General features: G+C 42.1%; 23 protein-coding genes and 5 tRNA genes. 14 read left to right on the top strand and 14 right to left on the bottom strand.

Features of this window, described 5'->3' with window-relative positions; translation table 11 throughout:
- Positions 1–6: 6 nt before the first annotated feature.
- The 6 genes from DWZ33_RS04400 to DWZ33_RS04370 all read right to left on the bottom strand — a co-directional run bounded on the left by DWZ33_RS04400 (position 7) and on the right by DWZ33_RS04370 (position 3619).
- Positions 7–936 carry a DUF6017 domain-containing protein gene (locus tag DWZ33_RS04400; RefSeq protein ID WP_002304312.1) on the bottom strand — a complete coding sequence of 310 codons (930 nt, stop codon included), beginning with the start codon at positions 934–936 and terminating at the stop codon, positions 7–9.
- Positions 933–1088, bottom strand: a complete 156-nt coding sequence (locus DWZ33_RS04395; protein WP_227131618.1) for a hypothetical protein — start codon at positions 1086–1088, stop codon at positions 933–935. Before DWZ33_RS04395 ends, DWZ33_RS04400 begins: the two co-directional genes overlap by 4 nt.
- A 617-nt stretch (positions 1089–1705) precedes the next feature.
- Positions 1706–1782 (bottom strand) — tRNA-Arg (locus DWZ33_RS04385).
- A gap of 221 nt (positions 1783–2003) precedes the next feature.
- On the bottom strand, positions 2004–2957 hold the full coding sequence (locus tag DWZ33_RS04380) for a 2-hydroxyacid dehydrogenase (RefSeq protein ID WP_118453925.1): 954 nt from the start codon (positions 2955–2957) through the stop codon (positions 2004–2006).
- Complete coding sequence (gene idi / locus DWZ33_RS04375) at positions 2947–3477, bottom strand: isopentenyl-diphosphate Delta-isomerase (RefSeq protein ID WP_118453924.1); 531 nt, start codon at positions 3475–3477, stop codon at positions 2947–2949. Before idi ends, DWZ33_RS04380 begins: the two co-directional genes overlap by 11 nt.
- A gap of 65 nt (positions 3478–3542) precedes the next feature.
- Positions 3543–3619, bottom strand: a tRNA-Arg gene (locus DWZ33_RS04370).
- A gap of 108 nt (positions 3620–3727) precedes the next feature.
- Between DWZ33_RS04370 and DWZ33_RS04365 the strand changes: the two genes are divergently transcribed.
- From DWZ33_RS04365 to DWZ33_RS17885, 4 genes are all read left to right on the top strand, one after another.
- On the top strand, positions 3728–4285 hold the full coding sequence (locus DWZ33_RS04365; RefSeq protein WP_022936639.1) for a LemA family protein: 558 nt from the start codon (positions 3728–3730) through the stop codon (positions 4283–4285).
- Positions 4286–4343: 58 nt separating this feature from the next.
- Positions 4344–6245 carry a DUF2207 domain-containing protein gene (locus DWZ33_RS04360; RefSeq protein WP_244925845.1) on the top strand — a complete coding sequence of 634 codons (1902 nt, stop codon included), beginning with the start codon at positions 4344–4346 and terminating at the stop codon, positions 6243–6245.
- A gap of 146 nt (positions 6246–6391) precedes the next feature.
- Positions 6392–6979, top strand: a complete 588-nt coding sequence (locus tag DWZ33_RS04355) for an N-acetylmuramoyl-L-alanine amidase family protein (RefSeq protein ID WP_118453923.1) — start codon at positions 6392–6394, stop codon at positions 6977–6979.
- Between the two features lie 96 nt (positions 6980–7075).
- The gene (locus DWZ33_RS17885) at positions 7076–8656 is read left to right on the top strand and encodes a collagen-like protein (protein ID WP_220452388.1); all 1581 of its coding nucleotides are present in this window, start codon (positions 7076–7078) and stop codon (positions 8654–8656) included.
- A gap of 31 nt (positions 8657–8687) precedes the next feature.
- On the opposite strand, the gene DWZ33_RS04335 is transcribed toward DWZ33_RS17885, so the two are convergent.
- Both DWZ33_RS04335 and DWZ33_RS04330 read right to left on the bottom strand, forming a co-directional pair.
- Positions 8688–13820, bottom strand: a complete 5133-nt coding sequence (locus tag DWZ33_RS04335) for a diguanylate cyclase domain-containing protein (protein WP_118453921.1) — start codon at positions 13818–13820, stop codon at positions 8688–8690.
- Positions 13821–14064: 244 nt separating this feature from the next.
- On the bottom strand, positions 14065–14283 hold the full coding sequence (locus tag DWZ33_RS04330) for a ribbon-helix-helix domain-containing protein (protein ID WP_022936644.1): 219 nt from the start codon (positions 14281–14283) through the stop codon (positions 14065–14067).
- Positions 14284–14493: 210 nt separating this feature from the next.
- On the opposite strand from DWZ33_RS04330, the gene DWZ33_RS04325 reads away from it, so the two are divergent.
- Positions 14494–15579 (top strand): tetratricopeptide repeat-containing glycosyltransferase family 2 protein, encoded by a 1086-nt coding sequence (locus tag DWZ33_RS04325; RefSeq protein ID WP_118453920.1) that lies wholly within the window; start codon positions 14494–14496, stop codon positions 15577–15579.
- Positions 15580–15667: 88 nt separating this feature from the next.
- On the opposite strand, the gene DWZ33_RS04320 is transcribed toward DWZ33_RS04325, so the two are convergent.
- From DWZ33_RS04320 to DWZ33_RS04300, 5 genes are all read right to left on the bottom strand, one after another.
- Positions 15668–16117, bottom strand: coding sequence for a NanQ anomerase/TabA/YiaL family protein (locus DWZ33_RS04320; protein WP_118453919.1), 450 nt, complete (start codon positions 16115–16117; stop codon positions 15668–15670).
- Between the two features lie 103 nt (positions 16118–16220).
- The gene (gene thiE, locus DWZ33_RS04315; RefSeq protein ID WP_244925844.1) at positions 16221–16838 is read right to left on the bottom strand and encodes a thiamine phosphate synthase; all 618 of its coding nucleotides are present in this window, start codon (positions 16836–16838) and stop codon (positions 16221–16223) included.
- Positions 16825–17634: a bifunctional hydroxymethylpyrimidine kinase/phosphomethylpyrimidine kinase gene (thiD, locus tag DWZ33_RS04310; protein WP_118453918.1), complete on the bottom strand. Its 810-nt coding sequence runs from the start codon at positions 17632–17634 to the stop codon at positions 16825–16827. Before thiD ends, thiE begins: the two co-directional genes overlap by 14 nt.
- Complete coding sequence (locus DWZ33_RS04305) at positions 17631–18287, bottom strand: thiaminase II/PqqC family protein (protein WP_118453917.1); 657 nt, start codon at positions 18285–18287, stop codon at positions 17631–17633. Before DWZ33_RS04305 ends, thiD begins: the two co-directional genes overlap by 4 nt.
- A 281-nt stretch (positions 18288–18568) precedes the next feature.
- A tRNA-Leu gene (locus tag DWZ33_RS04300) sits at positions 18569–18654 on the bottom strand.
- 123 nt (positions 18655–18777) lie between these two features.
- On the opposite strand from DWZ33_RS04300, the gene DWZ33_RS04295 reads away from it, so the two are divergent.
- The 8 genes from DWZ33_RS04295 to DWZ33_RS04260 all read left to right on the top strand — a co-directional run bounded on the left by DWZ33_RS04295 (position 18778) and on the right by DWZ33_RS04260 (position 22367).
- Positions 18778–19500, top strand: a complete 723-nt coding sequence (locus DWZ33_RS04295; RefSeq protein ID WP_022936650.1) for an aspartate kinase — start codon at positions 18778–18780, stop codon at positions 19498–19500.
- Positions 19501–19550: 50 nt separating this feature from the next.
- Positions 19551–19745 carry a hypothetical protein gene (locus tag DWZ33_RS04290; protein ID WP_022936651.1) on the top strand — a complete coding sequence of 65 codons (195 nt, stop codon included), beginning with the start codon at positions 19551–19553 and terminating at the stop codon, positions 19743–19745.
- Positions 19746–19836: 91 nt separating this feature from the next.
- Positions 19837–20829: a LolA family protein gene (locus DWZ33_RS04285; RefSeq protein ID WP_022936652.1), complete on the top strand. Its 993-nt coding sequence runs from the start codon at positions 19837–19839 to the stop codon at positions 20827–20829.
- Positions 20830–21162, top strand: coding sequence for a type II toxin-antitoxin system PemK/MazF family toxin (locus DWZ33_RS04280; RefSeq protein ID WP_022936653.1), 333 nt, complete (start codon positions 20830–20832; stop codon positions 21160–21162). It begins immediately after the preceding gene.
- Positions 21163–21205: 43 nt separating this feature from the next.
- A complete protein-coding gene (locus tag DWZ33_RS04275) occupies positions 21206–21718 on the top strand; it encodes an ECF transporter S component (protein WP_022936654.1) in 513 nt (170 codons plus the stop codon).
- 94 nt (positions 21719–21812) lie between these two features.
- Positions 21813–22109: a hypothetical protein gene (locus DWZ33_RS04270; RefSeq protein ID WP_022936655.1), complete on the top strand. Its 297-nt coding sequence runs from the start codon at positions 21813–21815 to the stop codon at positions 22107–22109.
- A gap of 102 nt (positions 22110–22211) precedes the next feature.
- Positions 22212–22287 (top strand) — tRNA-Asp (locus tag DWZ33_RS04265).
- Positions 22288–22293: 6 nt separating this feature from the next.
- Positions 22294–22367: transfer RNA gene (locus DWZ33_RS04260), tRNA-Gly, on the top strand.
- Between the two features lie 145 nt (positions 22368–22512).
- Here the strand turns inward: DWZ33_RS04260 and DWZ33_RS04255 are convergent.
- Entirely contained in the window at positions 22513–23118 is a 606-nt protein-coding gene (locus DWZ33_RS04255) for a sugar O-acetyltransferase (protein WP_118453916.1), read from the bottom strand.
- A 162-nt stretch (positions 23119–23280) separates the two neighbouring features.
- Here DWZ33_RS04255 and DWZ33_RS04250 point away from each other — a divergent pair, with 162 nt between their 5' ends.
- Positions 23281–24138 carry a hypothetical protein gene (locus DWZ33_RS04250; RefSeq protein WP_118453915.1) on the top strand — a complete coding sequence of 286 codons (858 nt, stop codon included), beginning with the start codon at positions 23281–23283 and terminating at the stop codon, positions 24136–24138.
- Positions 24139–24246: the final 108 nt, after the last annotated feature.

Below are 24246 nucleotides of genomic sequence, written 5' to 3'. Positions count from 1 at the left end.
TTATCGTCACTCTCCTTCCTCTCGCTTCATTTTCAATTTCTTAAATCCTCCTTCCAAATATCCGTGTGACATATCGTGCCGAACAAGAGCATCGTAGTAGGTGTCTATTGTCGTCGGCGCATTGTATATCGTAGTCAGCATATACTGACGGATATTTCTAATCTTTGTGGTGTTCTCCTTGAAGCAGTCCATAACATATCGAATGTGTTCGGCATTCAGTTTCATAAACCGACTGCGGACAATTTCTGCCGGACGCTCCTCTGCACCAATGCGAATCAACGGTCGCTTCGTGCAAACTGTTTCAACGATCAACTCCAGAATGTTATCCAGCATTTCGGAATCGTAAGGGTAATCCTTCTTCAACAAATCCATACTAAGCTGATCCGAGAAATAATCAAAGTATTCTTGATACCGGTCATTCTCGTCCATCATTCCACCATTTCCGGAAGGAAAGATAGAATCAGTATCACTAAATTCAGTATTTTTAATATCAGTATTATTACATTGTGATTTCGGAAGTTCTTGAGTTGTGATTTCCATTGTTCCAGAATTGTGATTTTCACAATTCAAGAGTTGTGAATCCACAGCAGAGATAAAGTTCTTCACATAGATCAGGTTGGGCTTTCCCAAACCCTGGCGCTTACGTTCAATCAATCCTGCTTTCTTCTCAAGTTCACTGAGCAGCTTGATAGCCTTTTGTTCAGCACAGTTCAGAGCCATCTTCGCTTCGTCGATTGTAAAAATGATATACACTCTACCGTTTTTATCTATCCAACCATTCTTGGCAGACAGGCTCATGCGGTCAAGCAAAATGCCATACAGCATCTTGGCATCGGCAGAAATATTCCAGAACCTCTCGTTCGTGAACAACACCTTCGGAACTCGATAGAATGTGAATAGATCGGATTGCTGACCGTAAAAATAATCAAAACTCACACGGCTTCACCACCTTCTTTCTGCGGAAAACTTTCTGTTGTCAGCGGAATGCTGCGGAAAGTCGTATCCGTCTTTTCGTAAGGACATCGGGCAAAATAGTAGAAGCGGTATTCCTGTTCATACACATCCATATCAACGAAGCCCCACTTCACGCATAACCTTCTTCGTACACCAACCAATGCACGGGTGATCTCGTCCATAGGGACAGCCATCACATTCCGACTTGGGTTTCGGCGGCAAAGAGATTAAGTAGTAGCAATTATTTCTACCCAGACGGCAGCCCTTTCTGCCATTCGTCCAGAAGTAGCAGTAATGACAGTCGCTCGGCTTGTCTGCGGTATAAACAGGCTTGCTCAAATAAAACACCTCCAATCTCTTGTATTTGCCCATGGGTTTGGGCATAAAAAAAGAGCGCCTATCCATCCCCAATGCGGGGCAAATAGACGCTCTATGTACATAACGATATTTAATTTTATCTGCTATAACTGCATGGTATTCAAAACATCCGCCTTTTTTGATTAGCTGGATTTTTGGCACGATTTTGGGGCTGATTAGCAGGAAGGGCATTTTCATTAGCAAGAACAGCCCGTTTTCTGCTAAAAATTAGCTGGCGATTTTGTCTTATAACAACCGTTCGATTCTGGAGGGGTTGTCAAAAATCAAATTTTGGAGTAGAATTTTATCTCATACAGTGAAAGAGCTTTTTCGTAGCTTTTTATATAAGAAAAGCCGAAAACCCTTGAAAACAAAGGCTTTCGGCGTTGTTCACTGGCGTCCATAAGAGGATTTGAACCTCCGACCCCACGCTTAGGAGGCGTGTGCTCTATCCAGCTGAGCTATATGGACGTGTCTGATATATGATTATAGCCCGATCAAAGTCGAACTGCAATCCCTTATTTAGTTTTTTTTGAGGTGGCCGTTGTAACGCAACCTTAGGAGGATCTTGTTATATCCATTTAACTACGGGGGCATGTTCGCGTTTATTATTTTATCATAAAACAGCCAAAACAACAATCAATAAATTATGGCAGGGATGAAAAAGGAGAGGCAGCTAAACCTCTCCTTAACTATTTTAAATGTACGGCATTAATCGGCTGTCCGTTTTCATATGCCCGAATATTTTCCGCGAGCAGCTTCAGTAAACGCTGCCGGGTTTCCAATCCCTTCCAGCCCATATGCGGTGTCACCAGGACATTCTCCATTTTAAACAATTCACTGCTGCTCTGTAATGGCTCATGTTCCTGAACATCTAAACCGGCGCCTGCCAGTTTACCTGCTTTCAGTGCTGCAATCAATGCCTGTTCATCGATCAGCGCACCGCGTGATGTATTAATGATAAAAGCGGATGGCTTCATTAAAGCTAATGTTTCAGCATTGATGAGATGATGTGTTTCATCGGTTAACGGACAATGAAGTGAGAGGTAATCACACTTGCGCAGTACGGTTTCTAAATCGGTAAATTCAATCTCGCTGTCCGTTCTTGGCGTGCGCGTATAAACGAGGATTTTCATGCCCAATGCCTGAGCAATCTTAATCACTTCACGGCCGATGCTGCCATAACCGACAATTCCCAAAACCTTATTATTGACCTCAAAATGATTGACCATCAAATGCTTGGTGAAGTTATCATAACAATTGCGTTCCTGCATGCGAATCTGTTTTTGAACCTCAGAGCTTAGATTTAAAAGCATCATGATTGCTGTCTGTGCTACCCGCTGGGTACTGTAAGCAGGGATGTTGCAGACGATGATGCCTTTTTCATCTGCGGCTTTTAAATCAATATTGTTATACCCGGTACCGGCTTCACAGATACATTTCACGGAAGCAGGGAACTGGGCGATAAGGCTGGCTGGCAGCGTCAGTTCTTTTGTAACTACAATTTCATAACCATTAACCCGTTCAAGAATCTGATCAGCTTGACTATGACGATAAATCGTTACTTGCACGCCAAGCGCGTGAAAATCTATCTGATTATCATAATCTACCAATTCAGAATTTAATACGACAATTTTATGCTGCATCACTTTCTGCCTCCTTCATACAAATTGCTAATACGCGCGGACAGGCGATAATAAACCAGGGGGTATATTTTTCAGGATGCTGACGTAAATCCTCTGCCAGCTCATCATAGCTGATCCATTCAATGGCTTCTGCTTCATCAGGATTCAGCTTGATTGTTTCAGCACTGTCAGCTAGAAAAACATGATCATATTCATATTCAGCGATCCCGTTGTCAAAAGCCGCGTGATAGACAAAGGAGAATAATTCCCGGCATTCAGCATCGATTCCTAATTCTTCCATTAAACGGCGATGTACGGCATCTTTAAGGTTTTCGTTATAACGCGGATGGGAACAGCAGGCGTTGCTCCAAAGCAGCGGTGTATGATATTTATCAGCCGCCCGTTTTTGGATAAGCATCTTCCCATCGTGCACAATAAATACAGAGAAAGCTCGATGCAGCAGTGCTTTCTGATGGGCTTCCATTTTAGATGCGGTGCCAATTGGCTGATCAAAGAGATTCACTAAGAGTAAGTTGTCCATAGAATCCTCACTTTCTGTTACGGATAATAAAAATACCGGATGATTTCATCCGGCAGCAATTAATTTGGCGCGCCCAAAGGGACTTGAACCCCCAACCTTTTGAATCGGAATCAAATGCGCTATCCAATTGCGCCATGGGCGCATGGCTATTTAATATTATATGACAGAAATGTTATTTTGAAAAGCCCTAATTTGATTGTATCTTAAAATTCTTAATGATATAATGCTGTTAAACAAAGGAGTGAGTTAAATGAATATAGCTATCTGGGTAGTAGTAGTTATTGTTGTGCTGCTGATTGTCTGGGGCATTATGACATATAATGGTCTGGTAAGGGGTTTAAATAAAGTTGAAGAAGCATTTTCAACAATGGATGTCTATTTAAAGAAAAGATATGATTTGATTCCTAATCTTGTGGAAACGATTAAGGGCTATGCCAAGCATGAATCGGAAACCTTGGAAAAAGTAATCCGTGCCAGAAATCTTGCGGTAAAAGCCAATACGATGGATGAGAAAATTTCCAGTGAAAAGAATTTCCAGTCAATGTTGGGACCGTTATATGCGATTGGTGAACAATATCCTGACTTAAAGGCAGATAAGAATTTCCTCAGTCTGCAGAATGAGCTTCAAAATCTTGAATCAGAGATTGCTAATTCACGTAAGTACTATAATGCTATTGTTGTTAAGTTCAATAATATGGTTATGACATTTCCTAGTAATCTTCTGGCAGGTATGTTTGGTTTTCATCGCCAGCCGATGTATGAAATTACGGATGCAGCTCAACGTGAAAACGTTAAGGTTCAGTTTTAACTGATAGGGGCGCTCTGCCCCTTTTTAATTTGTGATGATTTAGAAAGGAAGTGACGAAATGAATTTTAGATCATGGCTAAAAAAAGGATTGATGGTCACAGCGATGCTGATGCTGACAATCATGCCAGCTAAAGCACAGGAGGCTTTTACCATTGATGATTATGATATTACAATCAATGTTGAAGAGAACGGAGCTTTGCATATTCAGGAAACCTTGATGCTTGATTTCAGTCAGTATCGGCATGGTTTTTATCGGAATATACCGACGTCCTATTCTATGACATGGATGATTGATGGCAAATCGGTTGAGAAGAATTATTATTTTCCGGTTACTGATATTCAATGCGGCGGGACAAAATGTTCGCTTGATTATGACAGTCAGGGTGTGATTATTCAGCTTGGCGATGCGGATCGGGAAGTGATTGGATCTCAGCTTTATACGATTTCCTATACGGTGCAGACAAAGGATCTTGATTTAAAGGATACCCAAATGCTTTATTGGAATCTTGCGGATAATTTTGATACGACAATCAAGCATTTGAGCTTTACAATCAATATGCCAAAGTCATTCAGTGATGAGGATATTTCAGCTTATACTGGATATTACGGCGGTATTGAAAACAATATGCATTATGAGGTTAACGGCAATACAATCAGCGGTGAAACGTTAGTACCGCTGGATAATTATGAGGCGGCAACGATTATGGTGCGTCTGCCTTCTGATTATTTCCGCTTCCCTGAACCTAAGGACTATACTTTTTTACTGATGATTTTCAGTGCTGTTTTGCTGGTTGTTTCATTAGTGCTGTTTTGGAAGTTTGGCAAGGATGATGAGGTTGTAGTTACCGTTGAATTCAGCGCGCCTAAGGATCTAAATAGTGCGGGTGTAGGTTATGTCATTGATGGTTCAGTTGAATCAAGAGATGTATTGTCTTTGATTATTGAATGGGCCAATAAGGGATATTTGAAAATTAAGGAAGAAAAAGAAGCTTTAACTTTAATCAAGCTGATGGATATTCCAAAAGATGAAAGTACCGATTATGAGCGTAAATTCTTCGATGCTATTTTTAAGAAGAAGGATGAAATGAGTGAGGATGATTTAGCCGACGGAAAGGTTGGCGAAGCACTGTACCGAGCTAAAAATCAGGTCAGCAGTTACTTTACCAGAGCCAAGGGAAGACGGGTTTTCTCACAGGCCTCTTCTGTGATGCAGTGGCTGTTTGTCATTGTGGCAGGCTTGCCTTCCATTGTGTTTACACTGCTGAGCGCATATTCTTATTATGAGATATTGCCATTGGCAATTCCATTTGCCATCCCTTCATTATTCTTTATGTTCTCGTTGGTACTTTGGATCGTGATTATGAAAAAACGCTATGTGATGAAACGGGGATCATTAATTATGGCCTGTGTCGGAACGATTGTTTTGAATGCTATTGTTGCATCAATCAATGTTATTATTCTGATTTTCTTTAAGGCTTCCCTGCTTTCAATTCTGTGTTATATCGCGTTGAGTGCCGCGTTGATCATCATGATGGCATTCATGGAAAAACGTACGCCTAAGGGAAATGAATGGCTCGGACAGATTCTGGGCTTGAAGGAGTTTATCCTGTATGCTGAGAAAGATCGCATCGAGATGCTTGTTAAGGAGAATCCTTCAGCATTCTATGATATCCTGCCTTATGCGTATGTGCTTGGAATCAGCGATACATGGTCAAATAAATTTGAGAATATCATTATTGAACAGCCTGATTGGTATGAGACGGATCGTCATTTCTCGACCTTCTCTTCAATCTATTGGTGGCATAGCTTCCACCATTGCTTCCATTCTATGTCTTCGTCAGCCAGTTATGTGCCTGCACCAAAAGGCGGCAGCGGCGGCGGTAGTTTTGGCGGCGGCTTCTCGGGCGGCGGTGGATTTTCAGGCGGCGGCTTCGGCGGAGGCGGAGGCGGCAGCTGGTAAGCTTAAAGCAAATAGAATCTTTAGATGTATATGCTAAGGATTCTTTTTTTGTTTTTAAGTTATGATTTTTAAAAAAAGTGCTTGCTTGTGCGTTTATCTATGATTGAATGGCTTGACAGCATAGCCTGTTTAAAGGAGGGTGTTTTATGGCAATAAATATCTATGTTGATCAGGGTCATAATCCAGGTACAATTAATGCCGGCGCAAGCGGCAACGGAATCATAGAGAGTGAGGTTACTTATTGGGTAGGCATCTACTTGGCGGGTTTTTTGTATGCAGATCCGCGTTTTGGGGTTCGTGTTTCCAGACCGTTTCCTGATACGGTAGTAGGAGAAGATACAAGCAGCAGCCTGCGTACCCGTGTAGAAGCTGCTAACCTCTGGCCGGCTGATTATTTTATCAGTATTCGTGTTAATTCTAACCCAAGTCCGGCATTGAATGGATCAGAGGTATATGTTTATCGGGCGAACTCGGCGGCGGCCGATTTAGCGGCTGAGGTGCTTGCTTCGATTGTGGAGCTAGTTGGGACTCGCTATAATATGGTTCGGTTGAATCCATCCTTATATGTACTGCGAGCGACAGTGATGCCGGCGATATTAGTGGAACTGGGTTATCTGACTAATTTATCGGATGCGGAAAAACTGAAAAATGATCAATATTTATTTGCTTTCGCAATTTATATTGGAATTTTAAATTATTTTGGTTTCAGTTATGATGATTTTCCAAATCGCTGATAAATAAGGGATAAAATAGGCAGGTATCATTAAGCCGTTCAAAGCCAAGCATAGTATGAATTGAATGAATGTTTCATTCAGAAAGCAGGCGATTTAATGAATTATAATAAGCATAATTATAACCATCCGCAAGCGGACTGGTATGAGGAGAACCGGGATTGCTGTCCAAAGCCATGTAATCCTTGTCAATGCTGTCCTGGCCCAACAGGCCCAATGGGTCCGCGCGGCTGTCCGGGTCCAGTTGGTCCGCGCGGCGCTGCCGGCAGGCAAGGGCCTTTTGGTCCGCAGGGTCCGCAAGGTGCAACAGGTCCCATTGGTCCTATTGGTCCGCGTGGTGTAACCGGTCCAACCGGTCCGACAGGCCCAAGAGGCATTCAAGGCCCGCAGGGTATTCAGGGTGTGCAGGGAGTACGCGGTGCAACTGGTGTACAAGGTCCAACCGGCAGCATCGGTCCAATCGGCCCAACGGGTATCCAGGGTATCCAAGGGATACAAGGACTACGCGGCAATACCGGTGTGACAGGTCCAATGGGCCCGACCGGTCCGCGTGGACTTCAAGGTGAACGAGGTATTCAGGGTGTGCAGGGCAATACTGGTGTGACAGGTCCGCAGGGACTGCAAGGGTTACAAGGCATTCAGGGACTGCGCGGCGCAACTGGCATTCAGGGGCCAACCGGCATTACTGGCCCAGCTGGTCCAACCGGGATTCAAGGTGTGCAGGGTATTCAGGGACTGCGCGGTGTAACGGGTGCAACCGGCCCAGCCGGCCCGCAAGGCATTCAAGGCGTAAGCGGTGAACAAGGTCTGCCGGGTGTAACCGGCCCGCAAGGCATGCAGGGAGAACCAGGCATTCAAGGCCCGCAGGGTGAAATTGGTCCGACAGGCCCAATGGGAGCTACTGGTCCAACTGGCGCGCAGGGCATTCAAGGCATTCAAGGTGCCGCTGGCAATACCGGTGCAACCGGTCCGATGGGTCCAACCGGCCCAACCGGTCTTCAGGGCGAACAGGGCATTCAAGGTCTTGTTGGCCCAACGGGTGCTACGGGTCCAATGGGTCCAGCCGGCCCAACCGGCATTCAGGGCGAGCGGGGCATTCAAGGTCTTATCGGCAATACGGGTCCAACCGGTCCAATCGGCCCGATAGGGCCAACTGGCGCACAAGGTATCCAGGGCATTCAGGGTTTGATCGGTGTAACGGGTGTAACCGGCCCAATCGGTCCAACGGGTCCGCAGGGTGAACGCGGAGCAACTGGCGCAACCGGCCCGGCCGGTACTTGTCCGGAGCAAATTTTCGCATCCTTCTTTAATATTTCCTCACGCTATATGAATGGAGAAAGAATTCCGCTCCAAACCGGTATCAGTGATCCAAGCGGTACTATTGAACTAACCGGCACCGCGTCAATTACCCTGAAACCGGGGATATATTCAATCACCTATCATATATCAGCTTTATTGGCATGTCCAGCCTATATGCAGATAACACCTTATTATAACGCTCAGGCGCATCTGGAACATGGCGTATATTTCAGAACCGCGGCGGCAAATGTCAGCGCTGTGGGATCAGCCTCATTTATTATTGAAGCTGCCCAGGAAACGATATTCAATCTGACCTATAACAGCCCGTCAGAGGCTCGTGAAGGTGAAATTACGGTTGTGATTTTTAAGCTGCATCGATAAATAGAAAAGAACTGCGGAAGCAGTTCTTCTTTTAATGTTCACGATAATTATGACTCGTATCAAACAGACTGGCGGCCACCGGCCGGCTGTAATAATAGCCCTGAATGTAAGTGCATCCCAATTCAGCTAAGATCGCAACCTGCTCCTTGATTTCTACACCCTCGGCTACATTATAGATATCCATCTTTTTACAAAGCGCGATGATGCATTCAAGAATCCAGCGGGCATTCTCATTTTGTACGAGATAGTCGACTAAACCTTTATCAAACTTTAAGGTATCAAATTTAAGATCGGAAATGATGGAAAGATTACTATATTTAGCTCCAAAATCATCAAGGGCCAGCCGATAACCGGCAGCTTTGATTTCCTGACCGATTTTGATAATTGTATTTCTTTCAATTTCTCCCATATTTTCTGTAATCTCTATCTCAATCAAATCACGGTCAATGCCATATTTCTGATTGATCTGATTCATCCGCTCTACCAGCTTATCACCCAATAAGGTAACCCTTGAGAAATTAAGTGAGATCGGAATTAATTCAATGCCCTTCTGCCGCCACATTGCCAACAGCTTATGAACTTCTTCAAAAATAAAGAAATCAACGTAGAAGATCAAGCCGGTATTTTCTAAATAAGGAATAAACTTATCCGGTCCGACAAGCCCATGCGGCTGATCCTGATAGCGAATCAAGGCTTCAGCACCTACCACATGACCATTGGCACTGTTTACCTTTTGCTGAAGGTACATTTTTAAATACTGCATCTCTACAGCCTGCATCAGCCTGTGATGCTCCTGTGTCCGTTCATCGTTTTTATTCAGTAATGCATATTCGCCATAATGAATCTGTTTATCCATCGTGCGCTGATCAACAGCACTGTTAATCAAATTATATAATGAAATTTGCTTTTCGGCCCATGCAAAGCCAATCGCTACACTGCAGATTGAATTTGCGTCATTTTTTACTGCCGCGGTCATTTCAATGAAACGCTCATAAGTAATATTCTCAAAGATAACTAAGAATTCATCACTGTCATAGCGATAAATATGCTCACAGCCAGTATTACTTAAAGCGGCTGCCAGTTCGGTGATGAGCGCGTCGCCATATGCCATGCCATATTGTTTATTTAAGTCTTTTAAACCATTAATATCAAGAGTAATTACACCTAAAGAAATCAATGCATCGACATTCAAATCCTTGCTGTACTGGAAAAAACTCATCCGGTTTTTAACCTTTGTCAAAGGATCAAAAGCCTGGTAATATTCGTTCTCCTCCTGAAAGCGCAAGAGATGCTGTTCATGAACCATGATAAAGAGAATCGCATGTAAAAACGCCAGCTGATCCTTATACTGTTTGACATTATCAATGCCGATAACAGCGATTAATTCATGATTTTCAATCATTGGTACCATTAAGGACGGATACTCATGATTAGCTTGCAGCGAATCTGCGTCACGTAATTCCTCAAGCTGCTTAAACTTAAGTAAAGCTCCCTCGTTATGCAAAGCGGCCCACTGCTTGATTTTATCAGCATTTAGTTTAAGCTGACTGTCATGTTCAGAGGTAACATCAGTATTGACTGTAAGCTGATCGTGAATAACATCATATAAATAGGCTCTGTCGCCTTGATACAGCTTGCGTATTTCACCTAATATTTCCTGCATGTTGATCGGCAATGCGGAAGAATAATGCAGATGATTGATAAATTCTGTCAAATCAATCTGCGTCTTTTCAGATGAGACAGGCACTTCATTCATCAAATCATTTGAACCTTCAATATAGATATTCTGTGACATATCCTGCATCGCTTTTTTAGCACGGCTGTAAAGCTCATCAAATGATTTTGACGTCTGATCGATAACGGCTCCAAAAAGGATATTAATCGGCTCCTGAATCCCAGGGATGATTGAATACATCCGCATCGACTGTTTAATTTCATTGATATAGCGAAGAATGCTTTCTTCATCAAAATTACTGTATATAAATACAGCAAACTCACCGGCATATAATTTACCAACCAGCTTATTTTTAGAGAAGCAAAGCAGCAGATGGCTTGCCAGCTCCTTCAATACTTTACTGATATTATCCTGTGTATCCGCATTAAAATTATTGGAATCGACATGGAAAAGCAGGAGTGCAAAAGGCTCGTGATAAGGCGGTGCTTCAAACAGAATTCTTTCAATCATCGCGATTAACGTCTCTTTTGAATAGACATTGGTTAAAGGATCTCTTTCAATATTTTGGTGAATCATATTTTCCAATGTCTTATTGGCATCGATATTCTGCAGGACACCTAGCATATGCAGATCATTGCCGTTGCCGTCTAAGAATATCTTGCTTAATGCACGCACCCAAGACAGATTGCCGTTTAAATCCTTGCGGCGGTAATCACAGAAAATGAAATTCTCACCGTGTGAGTAGGCGCTGATAACCGCTTCCTTGCTGAGAACATTCTGAACTCTCAACACATCTTCCTGACTGGCAGAGAATACTTTCTGCAGCTCCAGCACATCATCATAGGTCAGGATTTCATAGTCATGAACCGCAATGCCTTCAATTGTATCAATCCGGTTCTTGGTAATATTGCCTTGGAAGGAGGCAATCAGATCTTTGTTTTGAATAACTTGGTAAAATAATTCCTTTTGATAGTGCAGCTGAGTCTCTTTCTGTTTCGTTACATCTTCACCAATCGCAACCGCAAGTTCAGGCTGTCCGTCCTGATCATAAATCATATGGTAATTGATGCGTTCCCACCACCAGCTTTTGCCGTCTTTATCTCTGGTTAAGACATCAGCCTGAATCTGCTTGATGCCTTCATCCAGTTTTTGATAGAGCTGACGAACGATGGGAATGCTCATCGGATGGATGATGCCTTTTTCAATTAATGTTTCAGGCATATTTCCTTCCGCAACATTCAGCGAATGCTTTTCTACAGCACTTTCAGTCAGAAATAAGGCTTTTTCTTTCACATTATATTCCCAGACGTTAACGTGTGATTTCTGAAGGGCGGTGCGGTATAAGAATTCTTTATGTTCAAGCTGCATCAGCTTTTCTTTAATTTCGGTAAATTCAGTGTACCACAGGATGATAAACGGCTGATCCTTGATTATTTGGCCTTCTGCTTTTACCCATATGGAATGCTTATCTTTACCGATTATTTGATATACAGCGTTATATTTGCCATCGTTTTTTGCTTTGGTTAAGGCTTGATAAGCAAGAGTATGATGCTCTGGTGCAATCATATCGATAAAACTGCCGGTGCTGCTGTGCAGATACTGTGATTCATTTTCATAGCCAAGCATCTTCAGCAGCTTATTACTGATGGCTTTCAGCTGCGGCTGATCCGTATCAAGACTGTATATACATGCTGGAAAATCGTCAAAATCAGCTGTAGGAACAACCTCTTGCCTGCTGCTGTGAGAAAGCTTTTTCAAGAGGATTGTTGAGATCAGTTCGCAGATTAATTGAATGGTGTATTTAGATTCTTCTGTCACATCACGGGTTGCATGACAGTCCTCGATGCAAATGATTAACTGACTGCCGGCTGTCTTAGATAAAACCGCTGCCAGCGCCTGCCGCTGCTTCAGCCATGTTTTGATTGCTGATGCGTCAACGGTTTCTACATTATCATAAAAATAGATACCGCCCTGTTCATCAAACAGTGTTTCAATTATTGATGAATCGGAATCAGTGATTTCATATTCAGCCAAACGGTACCACGCATAGATTCGCTGCCGCGCCGCATAAATAGAAATCCTGTCGCAGTTGAAAACATTACCCAAATAATTTAAAAGTTCAGGAATGAGATCGCTGTGCTCAGGCTGTTTCATGATTAAATCAAGAATATATTCAATGCATTGATCACGGAATGTTTTCTTCATGATTTTTTGCGGTGCGTTAAAGAAATAATGGTTTTCCTTATACATCACAAATTGCTGCTTGCCATTCTTTTTAGCCTCATACATGGCCGCGTCAGCTTTATCAAACAGGGAAAGGAAGTCTTCGCCGTGAAGCGGATAAGCGCTTGCACCTACACTGAAGCCTAAATCGATATGATAATCAGCATAGAACTGCTGCTGGATATTGGTTTGGAATGCTAAGATTTTATTACTTAATGCTTCTTGGGTATAGGGCATCGTCGTACAGATAATGAACTCATCACCGCCGTATCGGCCAATAATCTGATCTTGAAAGGCAAGCTTCAGACTTTCCGCGACTTTATATAATACATGATCTCCCTCTAAATGACCCAGATTATCATTGATATCCTTAAAATCATCAAGATCGATCAGAATCAGTGTGAAGGCCTGTTTATCTGCCAACAGCGTATCAAACTGCTTCAAAAAGCCGCGCCGGTTGTAAAGGCCACTCAGCGCATCAAAATCAGCTTCTTTCATCGATGTTAAAATGGCCTGTTTTGTTTCATTGATATCGGTAATAATTCCAATCATATTCAAGAGTTTGCCTTGCTCATCACGGATGGCCGTCGCTTTTACCTCGACCCAGTGATAACCCTGATTGCGGTATTTTAAGCGATACTCACACTGCATTGAATTGCTGCCATTGCGCAAAGACTGAAAAGCGTTAAACAACTTATCCTTATCTTCTTCATAAATGATATCACCGGCAAACATTGAAGCGGGGAAATTATCCAGCGGGACTTTATAGCCAAATGCTTTTTCATAATTGTCAGAGTAATAGACATGGTTATTTTTCACATCCATTTCAAAAATGACATCCTGAGTCTGAGAGATGATGACTTGGAATCTTTTTTCACTTATTATTAAATTTTCATAAGCATTCTTATCCTTAGTGGTGTCATGAAAGATACAGTGAAAATAAGGACGGCTCCCCTTCATTATCTGTGCGCTGATCCAAATCCACTTTAGCTGGCCGTCTTTACATACCAGTCGGTTTTCATACATAAAAACATGTCCTTTTTTCAACTGGACATTTATTTCATTCATAATGCTGCTGCGTTCAGTCTCATAAATAACATCCATTAAATGATCCTGAAAACGCTCATAGAATTCCTGACGCGTATAGCCAAGCAGCTGAAACAGTGAATCGTCTGCGGATAGCAATGTAAAATGTTCATCAAATAAACATTCAAACACTCCCCCAAGTGATGGATCGATAAGTTTATTGCTCATTATTCCATCCATTATGATACCCCTTTTCGAGAATTCTTTTCTTTTTTATTATAACATTCTTTGTACGAAAATGAACAAAAATGATTAAATAATATTAAAAAAATTTGCATCACATGCAAATGAATTAAAAAATAATTTTCAGAATCCTGATTCGCTGTCACTTTGATCAACAGGGGAGATTGAAAAGTATCAGATAGTTTGCCTAAATTGCTGATTTAAATTCGCTGACCGTTTTTTTTGAACGAGATTTAGACTGTTACTGCTGATCATCATCCATAAACTCGATGTTTTCAATGGCATAAGCTAATGCCATGTTCATCAATTCATTTCTGGAACGGTTTGTTTTGCTGGCCCATAAATCATATTGCTTCTGTAATTCTTTATCAATACGGATCGTCATATTAACCGATTTATCTTCCTTGTAGAGAGGTTTTTTAGTAACAGTGAATTTTCTTGGCTTTTTTTTCTCATACATTGTTATATACACCTCCGATATATATATTATAGTATGGTTCAAGAACTAAAAATATATCACAATTATGAAATGATAATTATACTATCAATATGTATTCAATAATATAATACAAAAATGCAATATAGATTTGTGATATTCATAGCTGTAAATCTGATGTTGAAGTAACAGGTTATAACGCGGGGCATAGGGTAAAAGGAAGGAGCTGGGGGTATGATTACGATTAGCTTATGTATGATCGTGAAAAATGAGGCGGATGTTTTGCATCGCTGTTTGAGCAGTGTGGAAGCGGCAGTGGATGAGATTATTATTGTCGATACCGGTTCAGAGGATGAAACCATCACGATTGCTGAGACGCATCAGGCGAAAGTTTATTCATTTCCTTGGTGTGATGATTTTGCGGCAGCCAGAAATTATTCCTTTGATCAGGCATCGATGGATTATATCTTATGGCTTGATGCCGATGATGTTGTGCCGGCGGCTGAACTGGCAAAACTGAACCAGCTTAAACAAACGATGGATGAAGCGTATGATATGGTTATGATGCAGTATCATACGGCTTTTGATGTGCAGGGAAGGCCAACCTTTAGCTTTGCGCGGGAACGGCTGATCCGCCGTAAAGCAAATCTGCGCTGGGAGGGGGCTGTTCATGAAACGATTCCGCTGGCGGCTCATTGCCTTAATACGGATATTGCTGTTGAACATCACAAGCTGAAACCAAAAGATACTATGCGTAATCTGCGCATTTTGGAAAAAATCAGCAGGTATGGCGGTTTGTCGGCACGGCAGCAGTTTTACTATGCGCGGGAATTAGCGGATCACAAGCGTTATGCAGAAGCAATTGATCAATACACTGCCTTTTTGAATGCGCCGGATGGCTGGGCTGAGAATCAAATCGAAGCGTGTCTGGGATTAGCGGCATGTTATGAATCACTTCATCACGAAACAAAAGGCGCCTTAGCCTTGCTGCAAGCCTTTCTGTATGCACCGCCGCGTGCGGAAGTCTGCTGTGCATTAGGGAACTATTTTTATCGGCAGCAGGCATGGAATCAGGCGGTTTTTTGGTTTGATTTAGCAACCAAATGCCCAGTACCGCTGAAAAGCGGTGGTTTTATCCGCTTAGATTGTTATGGCTATATACCGTGGATTTCACTTTGCTGCTGCTATGATAAGCTGAAGGATTGGCGGCAGGCATGGCTTGCTAATGAAGCCGCGGGAAGCTTTAAGCCTGATGATGCCGCATATCTGTATAACCGTCAATATCTAAGACAATTTTATGATTCATCAAAAACTGAATAATAAAAAAGAATCTTTGTTCGCAAAAGATTCTTGTTCATCGCAATCAGAGCATTTAGAAAGGGTAAGGAATGTTCTGATTTGATACGGATTATAATTTGAATTTAAAACAGAGCTTGTCAACCGTTTCAAGTGATGGATTGATTTTAGCCATATGGGCGTCCCCGGCGAAGAAGACGGCAGCCATTTGCTGGTTTAAACAGCAAAGCGTCAACGGTGAGCCAGAACCATGAACGATGTCTCTGTCTGGATCATAATCATCACATAGCTTAATATCGGCCAGCGGGGTATAACCCATATATTCACAGCCAATTAAGCTGATCTGCACATCACCATAGAGGCGGTGCGCTTCAAAGCGGCATTCTGCCTGCGGCTTTGTCTGATAAGTCATTCGATTCACCCAGCATAAATCTTCTTCGATGATGGTTTTTCCCATCGGCAGCTGACTTAAGTCATGCGTTTGTATCATTTCGATGACGCGGTCAAGATTGGGGTGAATACCTTTATATAAATGCATATTATTTAATGTGTCGTAGATCATAAACAGCCTCCGTATCTAAGCCTATTATAAAGGAATGGCATGCGGCTGAATAGTTCAAGTTTTGTCTGCTGTTCAAACTAAAAGTAAACGGATGTATGTCTGCTTATAAGCATTGTTTCAATTCAGCGGCAGCCTGAGTGATATTTGGCTGATCGAGGATCGCGGATATGACAGCTATGCTGTCAATGCCGGTTTGTTTCAGCAATTCAAGATTCGTTTTGTTTATGCCGCCGATGCCCATGATGGGGATGGTGACCGCTTTTTTAATATTTTTAAGTTCTTGCAGTGTTACATGCGCGGCATCTTTTTTAGTGTTAGTAGGGAAGAGGGCACCGACACCCAGATAGTCAGCGCCTTCCTTTTCTGCCTGCAATGCTTCCTTTACGGAGGTAACTGAAACACCTAGCAAAGCATCGCTGCCAATCATGCTTCTGATGACGTATGCCGGTAAATCACTTTGTCCGACATGGACACCTGCCGCCCTGATCGCTATGGCAATGTCTGTGCGGTCATTGATAATCAGCGGCACATGATAAGCGTCAGTAATACTTTTGATTCTTTTGGCTAGTTCATAAAATGCTTTTGCGCTGTAGTTTTTTTCTCGCAGCTGAATCATTGTACAGCCGCCGCATATTGCCTGTTCAACAGCTTCTTCAAGTCTGATGCCGTGTAAAAGGGAACGGTCGGTGACGAGACAGAGACGATAATCAATCTTCATCATAAGTCACCTTCCCCCTATACAGATCGTAGAAGTGATGGGTTGGACCGTTGCCCTTGCCGATATTCAGGCTGTGTTCAATTGCGGTAGTTACATATGCTTTCGCATCAGATACGGCATCGATTAATTCTTTGTCCTTAGCGAGCTGTGCCGCTATTGCGGATGAAAAGGTACAGCCGGTGCCATGCGTATTTTTCGTGTTGATCCGTTTTGCTTTGAAAGGATAAAACTGTTTTCCATCATACATCAGATCAACGGCATCCCCATTGGCATGACCGCCCTTTATGACTACGCTTCTGCAGCCCAGAGTCATGATTCGCTTGGCTGCCTCGGCCATATCTGAAAGTGAATGGATCTTCATGCCAGTCATGATTTCAGCTTCAGGTATATTAGGGGTTACAACATCTGCCAGCGGTACGACCTCTGTCAGCAGCGGTTTTACGGATTCTGCGTTCATTAAAGGACAGCCGTTTTTAGCCGTCATCACTGGATCAATGACAACATTTTTTGGCTGATATACCAACAGCTTTTCGCTGACTGCCTGCATGCATGCGGGTGTAGAAAGCATGCCGATTTTAACCGCGTCTGGGGTGATATCTTCAAATACGGCATCTAACTGTTGGCGGATCATGGCGGGAGATATATCCTCAATGGCAAGCACCTGGCATGTGTTCTCGGCTACCACGGAAACAATGACACTCATGCCAAAGACACCTAGCGCTGAAAATGTTTTTAAATCAGCCTGAATACCGGCACCGCCGCTGCAGTCTGAACCGGCAATGCTTAGAACCTTTTTCATTTTGTATCCTCCTTGTATGCCATTTCCCAAAAAGCCAGCTCAAATTTGCTTGCTTTTTCAAAGATTGCCGACAGCTCTTTTTTCTTCAAAGCATTAACCGTTTCACATTTGGCATCTGCAAACTCACACCATAGCTTGAACTCCTCATTAATATTCTCCTCAGCATAGCCTTTGATAAAATCGCTGTAAGGGGATTGAGACACGGTGTCTGCTGCCAGTTTATGAAAAATATAAGCATAGCTCAGCATGCAAGGCAGTATCCCCATCAAGATTTGCGCACTGTCATTCGTCTTTGCCAGCTCAAGTAAAAAATGGGTATACTGCATATTCACCGCTGCCTCTTCGGCTGTTTCAAGGATGTTTTCAGCCATCTTCAGCTGGTGCAGATAATCATGTCTTACCTTCGCTTCGGTATCTGTGACAAAGCTGAGTATTGAAGTGTAAAGCTGAATTTCGTTTAAATTTTCGGCAAGATAAATCGCTTTGCCTAAAACCTTGGCATAGCTGTTCAGATAAAGAGTATCCTGAATCAAATAGAATGCAAATTTTTCCATCGGCAATGTGCCTGCCTGCATTTCTTTGATAAATTTTGTTTGCAGACAGGCATCCCAGACTGCCAATGAATTACGAATCGTTTCTTCCATGAATGTCATCGATAAGCTTCCTCCTTTAAATAAAAAGAGCCTCTAAGTTAGAAGCTCTTTCAGACGCAAAACGGCGTAAGAAATTGCTTCCCTACGCCGGTATTAACCGACAGGTCCAGAGGTCAGGTCTTAACCTTTTTCAACTTTTCAGTTCCCTCGCAAACACAGTACATATTTAATTGGTAATAATAAGTAAACTTATTAGGCTCATATAAGTTATAAACGCAAGAACAAGTATTGTCAAGCTCATTAGACAAAAAAAGCCTTATTTCTAAGGCTTTACAGTCAAATGGTGCGAACGATGAGACTTGAACTCACACGAGCATACGCCCACTACCCCCTCAAAGTAGCGTGTCTGCCATTCCACCACGTTCGCATGGAATATCTGCTGCTTAAATATAATAACGTATTTTGCTGAACTTTTCAACTGCTTTCTTTAAGATTTGCCTATACATACTGCTAATAAAACCATAGTCTAAAGTGTCAAAGGTGATTAAATATGAACATTCAAATCTGTAAATTCGGCGGTACATCGCTCAGTAATGATGAACGTTGTCAATATGCACTCAATATATGTAAAGAAAAAGCAAAACAAGGCAAGGTCATTGTCGTTGTCAGTGCGATGGGACGTTACGGCGATCCCTATGCGACAGATACATTGGCATCCTTGGGTAATGAATACTTGTCGGAACAGGAAACTGCCCGGCTGTTAAGCATGGGAGAACTGGTGTCAAGCATCCGCTTCTGTTCAAAACTGCGCGCGTGCGGGATTAATGCCTATGCTCTCAGCTTTAAAGAAACCGGAATCCTGACCGATGATAACTATCTTTGCGCCAATGTCGTGTCGATGGATTCTCATGACTTTAAACAAATGCTGGACGCCTATGATGTACTGGTCGTCTGCGGTTTTATAGGGATGAATTCAATAGGTGAAATTACAACATTAGGCCGGGGCGGGAGCGATTATACGGCAGTCTTGGTAGCAAAAATGCTGGATGTCAGTGAGGTTGAAATCTATACTGATGTTGACGGAGTCTATGACAGTGATCCTAAGATCAATAAAAATGCGAAGAAATATAAAGAGATCACATATCATCATATGCTGGCTTTGCATTGCCGGGTAATTCATGACCGCTGTATTGATTTTGCCGCTCAAAACCATATTCGAATCTTTTTAAAGGGAACCTTCAGCGATGATGTAGGAACGATTATCAAACGATAAAATAATTGTTTCTTTTTGTGTTTTGAGTATAATAAGGATGAGGTGTTCTGATGCGAAAAATACTGATTCTTACAAATATGAAAACTGATGAGGATGTCCGTGAAATAGATTCTATCATGAGCAGTTTTCTGGCTGCTTATGAAATTAATCTATATAATCATTCCCTGACGATTGACAATGCCGGCAATGATCAGCTGGCCGCTATTCGCAGGGCATTGATGGAAAATGGTTATATCGTAATGTAAATTACTCTTTGGAGTAATTTTTTTCTTTTTCATAAAGTCATGTTTATTCACGAAGCTGCATAAGTTGTAGGGAAAGTGAAGGGAGATCAATATGAAAAAGAAAGGTATTATAGCCGCAGTAGTTGTCCTCTGCATCGGCGTTGCGTGTTTCTTTGCGTTTAAACCTAAGTCATTCACAAAAGAATGTGACAAGATAATGAGCAATCTTACATCGTATACTCTGCAGGGTGAAATGGAATTAAATAAAGGAGAGGATATTAAGAGTTATCTGATTGAAGTGAATTATAAAAAGGCTGAGACAGATGAATATTACCGGGTAAGTCTTTTTGATAAGAATTTGAATCAGGAACAGATTTTACTTAGAAATGCGGATGGTGTTTTTGTGATTACACCGAGCTTAAATCAGATTTTTAAATTTGAAGGTGAATGGCCGATGAATTCTCCGAAGCCTTATCTGATTCAGACAATGTTTGAGGTTATGAAGAGTGAAGAAGCCGTCATTGAACAAAACAAGAACGGCGCTCATATTACTGCTCCGGTCAGCTATCCGAATAATAAGAATTATATCCGTCAGGAAATGGATTTTGACGGTGAAGCAAAACCGCAGGCAATTCAGATATTTGATGAAGATAATACTGTGCAGCTGAAAATGGTATTTGAGAAGGTTGAATATAATAATGATGTGAAAGATGATGTATTTGCGGCGCCTAAGGAACTGGATTCATCTGTAGCTTCATTACCGCTGGCTCAGGAGGATCTGCCGTTATATCCGGTAAGCACCTATGATTCCAGATTGGTTTCTAATAATGTGATGCAGGTGAATGGCCAGACCCGTCATGTGCTTGAGTTTACCGGTGAAAAGAATTTTACGATTGTGGAAACCGTGAAAGCGGCGAGCGATGAACTGCAGACTGTCTTCATGCCAGGTGAAATGATTGATACGCTGGATGTGATTGGTTTCTATGATGGTGCCAGCATGAGCGCGTATCAGCAAAATGTGGAACTGACGGTTTTCTCACAGGATCTGACACCGGAAGAAATGATGAGTGTGCTGTCCAGCATGCAAGTGGCAGTGATGAAATAAATGATACGCCGCGGTGATGTCTATTACGCTGATTTAAGCGGGGTGGTTGGCAGCGAGCAGGGTGGTGTACGGCCTGTGGTGGTTGTTCAAAATGATAAAGGAAATAAATATTCTACCACACTCATCGTTGCTCCGATATCAAAAAAAATGAGCAAACCGCCGCTTCCGACACACGTGATATTTTCGGTGTCACAGCTGAATTATGTATCGATGATCTTGTTGGAACAGCTGCGGACGATTGATAAGAAGCGGCTGGGGCAATGGATCTGCACACTGGATCAGTCAACGATTGAGAAAATCAATGCTGCATTGCGTATCAGTTTGGAATTGTAAACAATATATGATATAATCACCCTATCAAAAGAGGGTGATTTTTATGAATTCAAAAACAAAAAGATTAGTAATGACAGCCTTATTTATCGCACTGGGAACAATCGTACCGCAGGCCTTTCATATGCTGGGGTTAGGGCCGAGCCAAGTATTTTTGCCGATGCATCTGCCAGTGATGATCTGCGGCAGTCTTTTAGGACCGATTGCCGGCTTGATCTGTGGTTTGATAACACCATTGCTTTCCTCTGTATTAACCGGCATGCCGCCATTGATGCCTGTTGGTCTGGCAATGGCTGTGGAGCTGGGTACTTATGGTTTGGTGATTGGCTATCTCATTAAAAAAAGCAATATTTGGATTGCTTTAATTGTTTCTATGCTGGCGGGAAGATTAGTAAATGGCATTGTCAATGCGTTAATAGCTGGATTCAGTGCTTCTGCGTTTGGTATTACAGCTTATCTGACAACCGTATTTGTGACGGCATTGCCGGGTTTGGTGATTCAGCTGATACTGGTACCGCTTTGTTATAAGCTTTTAGTTAAGACGCGTTTATTTGAATAAGCAGTGCTGCTTTGATGAAAATCAAGGCAGTTTTTCAATTTTTACTTAAAAATTATTGATGTTGGATGGTATAATAAACTAAAGGGGGAGTTTTATGGATAAACAGCGTCTGATAAAGGTGGGAGGCTATCTTGTTTATTGTATTATTGTGATTTGTATAGGTAAATATGAGAGCATGCAGGGATATGATTGGTGGCCATTTTGGACAGCGGGAATCGTATTATTAGCACTGCTTTGTATGTCGGCAGGCGGTTTGCTTTCTAAGTCTAATTATGTCAATGATTCAATGCGTTATCGTCAGTATCAGAAGTATAATGCTCATCAAGGCGGGATTGGGGAAGTGATTTTTTATATCCTTTTAATGCTGCCGCTGATCTATAATATGATGTAATTTAGGCTGTATTTAAATTTTTTGATTTTTTTGAAATTTATGCTTGCAATTTAATTCTGATTCATGTATTATATTAGGGCAGTCACATAAAATACATCGAATGGTCCAGTGGTGTAGTGGTTAACATGCCTCCCTGTCACGGAGGAGATCGTGGGTTCGAGTCCCATCTGGACCGCCATTTATTGCAGATGTAGTTTAATGGTAGAACACAACCTTGCCAAGGTTGATACGGGAGTTCGATTCTCCTCATCTGCTCCATTGATTAATAAACACCTTCGGGTGTTTTTTTTATCATATAGGAAGCTGCACTTTATATGTTAAAATATCATAATGGCATGAAAAAAAGACGGACTGACAGCTTTATATACAAAAACTATTATTGATCAGGCAATATTTTAATGAGTTATTCATTTCCTTTAGCACCGTTTATTTTTCTGATAACTTTACATGGATTTCCAACCGCTACACAATTAGCCGGGATATCCTTGGTCACGACACTGCCGGCACCAATTACACTGCCGTTGCCAATCGTTACACCTGGCAGAATGATTACACCGCCGCCAATCCAGCAGCCATTGCCGATTTTTACCGGCAAAGCGTAGGTACGGCAGAAGTATTCACTGCTTTCAGGCTGCCAATTAGGTGTTAGGCGGTCAGCTAATTCGACCGGGTGAGCCGCGGTATAAATCTGTACATTAGAAGCTATTAAAACGTTATCGCCGATTTCAATTTTATTACAGTCAACAAAAGTGCAGTTCATGTTTATTGATACGTTTGTACCTAATTGTATATTCTTGCCATAATCGCATAAAAATGGTGTGCCTACGGAAACGTTGCTGCCTATACTGCCAAATAATTGTTTAAGTATTTCGCTTTTCTCAGCCTTTTGATGATAGGCGAGTGCATGATATTGAGCTAATAAAGCTCTTGCGTTATTTTTATATTCTAAGAATATTTCATCATGACAATCATACCATTCACCTGCCATGCATTTTTCTAATTCGTTCATGTGCTGTCTCCTTTACTTGGTTATGCGTACATATTAACCATTTTCATTCTAATAGTGGTGATTAGAAATGTCAAATGGCTGAAACTTGTTATAAGTTTCGTCAGCTGATGTCTGTCACCTTTGATTCATGATTGAATACTATGAAATAGAAAGGTGGCAATTATGCTTGCAGATGAAAAATTAAAAACCGCCAGAGGTGTTGAAGTTATCCTTTGGCCGCAGACAATCATAGATTTAACACAGGGCAGTGGTGAGGATTTAGGGCATACATGGCTCTCTCATGAAGGAACATGGGCATTGGATAATGTGGATTGGGAGAATCGTAAAATCTATGCGCCAGTTACGATGCGCTGTATGGGTAAATACAGCATTGATAATGGCAACGAGGTAATCTGGGAATCGGTGGATGAGGTTTTGTTTGCGGATGGTTCGATTGATACGCTGACCCTCGATTTCTGGCATGATGATGATATCTCACATCTGTCGGTGGGTGATGTTGTCAAACAAGGTGAACATGCGCAAACGGCCGGCAGCTCAGGTGCGGCAACCGCTGTTCATATGCATGTGGAGGCAGGCAGAGGCAAGCTGAAGCTAACACCGGGAAAAAGCCCGCTGATTCCATCAACCGGCTGGACACATTATCCAAATGGACATAATGTGCATCCGTATACATTACCTAATGCAGTAGATCCGCGTCATGTTTTCTTTATGAATGGCACACAGGTCATGAATACGTTTGGCATGAGCTTTAAATTTTACGAAACTAATTCAGGCTGGAAATGGGACCCGCAGCTTGGTGAACAGACCTATTACCGTGACGGCAGGATGGTTAAGGATGAATGGATTTGGGATCGTGATTATCAATCCTGGTATTATATTAAACCGGATGGCCGGATGGCTAGAAATTACTGGGTAATGAATAACAAGAAATGGTGTTACTTAAAGGTATCAGGAAAAATGGCTAAAAATGAAGAACTTACCTGGTATTTTAATAACTCGGGGTATGGTGAACTGCGCTGATATAAATAAAAGTGCTCTTTAAAGGTGCACTGTCATAGACGCATTTACTTTTAGAAAGAATTGATAAATAGGCTGGAAAGCTTTTGCTTCTTGTGCCGGTGTTTTTAT

This window comes from Dielma fastidiosa, from assembly GCF_003475485.1.
In the GTDB taxonomy this organism is placed as follows: Bacteria; Bacillota_I; Bacilli_A; order Erysipelotrichales; family Erysipelotrichaceae; genus Dielma; species Dielma fastidiosa.
Note: the sequence above shows the minus strand (reverse complement) of the source record. Positions and strands in the feature narration are given on the sequence as shown.

Bases quoted from the DNA above. Each gene is read 5' to 3' on its own strand.
- DWZ33_RS04275 (WP_022936654.1), top strand. From the start codon at position 21,206: ATGAATTCAAAAACAAAAAGATTAGTAATGACAGCCTTATTTATCGCA.
- DWZ33_RS04290 (WP_022936651.1), top strand. From the start codon at position 19,551: ATGCGAAAAATACTGATTCTTACAAATATGAAAACTGATGAGGATGTC.
- DWZ33_RS04365 (WP_022936639.1), top strand. From the start codon at position 3,728: ATGAATATAGCTATCTGGGTAGTAGTAGTTATTGTTGTGCTGCTGATT.
- DWZ33_RS04330 (WP_022936644.1), bottom strand. From the start codon at position 14,283: ATGTATGAGAAAAAAAAGCCAAGAAAATTCACTGTTACTAAAAAACCT.
- DWZ33_RS04380 (WP_118453925.1), bottom strand. From the start codon at position 2,957: ATGCAGCATAAAATTGTCGTATTAAATTCTGAATTGGTAGATTATGAT.
- thiE (WP_244925844.1), bottom strand. From the start codon at position 16,838: ATGATGAAGATTGATTATCGTCTCTGTCTCGTCACCGACCGTTCCCTT.
- DWZ33_RS04360 (WP_244925845.1), top strand. From the start codon at position 4,344: ATGAATTTTAGATCATGGCTAAAAAAAGGATTGATGGTCACAGCGATG.
- thiD (WP_118453918.1), bottom strand. From the start codon at position 17,634: ATGAAAAAGGTTCTAAGCATTGCCGGTTCAGACTGCAGCGGCGGTGCC.
- DWZ33_RS04355 (WP_118453923.1), top strand. From the start codon at position 6,392: ATGGCAATAAATATCTATGTTGATCAGGGTCATAATCCAGGTACAATT.
- DWZ33_RS04320 (WP_118453919.1), bottom strand. From the start codon at position 16,117: ATGATCTACGACACATTAAATAATATGCATTTATATAAAGGTATTCAC.
- DWZ33_RS04270 (WP_022936655.1), top strand. From the start codon at position 21,813: ATGGATAAACAGCGTCTGATAAAGGTGGGAGGCTATCTTGTTTATTGT.
- DWZ33_RS04255 (WP_118453916.1), bottom strand. From the start codon at position 23,118: ATGAACGAATTAGAAAAATGCATGGCAGGTGAATGGTATGATTGTCAT.
- DWZ33_RS04280 (WP_022936653.1), top strand. From the start codon at position 20,830: ATGATACGCCGCGGTGATGTCTATTACGCTGATTTAAGCGGGGTGGTT.
- DWZ33_RS04295 (WP_022936650.1), top strand. From the start codon at position 18,778: ATGAACATTCAAATCTGTAAATTCGGCGGTACATCGCTCAGTAATGAT.
- idi (WP_118453924.1), bottom strand. From the start codon at position 3,477: ATGGACAACTTACTCTTAGTGAATCTCTTTGATCAGCCAATTGGCACC.
- DWZ33_RS17885 (WP_220452388.1), top strand. From the start codon at position 7,076: ATGAATTATAATAAGCATAATTATAACCATCCGCAAGCGGACTGGTAT.
- DWZ33_RS04250 (WP_118453915.1), top strand. From the start codon at position 23,281: ATGCTTGCAGATGAAAAATTAAAAACCGCCAGAGGTGTTGAAGTTATC.
- DWZ33_RS04285 (WP_022936652.1), top strand. From the start codon at position 19,837: ATGAAAAAGAAAGGTATTATAGCCGCAGTAGTTGTCCTCTGCATCGGC.
- DWZ33_RS04325 (WP_118453920.1), top strand. From the start codon at position 14,494: ATGATTACGATTAGCTTATGTATGATCGTGAAAAATGAGGCGGATGTT.
- DWZ33_RS04305 (WP_118453917.1), bottom strand. From the start codon at position 18,287: ATGACATTCATGGAAGAAACGATTCGTAATTCATTGGCAGTCTGGGAT.
- DWZ33_RS04335 (WP_118453921.1), bottom strand. From the start codon at position 13,820: ATGGATGGAATAATGAGCAATAAACTTATCGATCCATCACTTGGGGGA.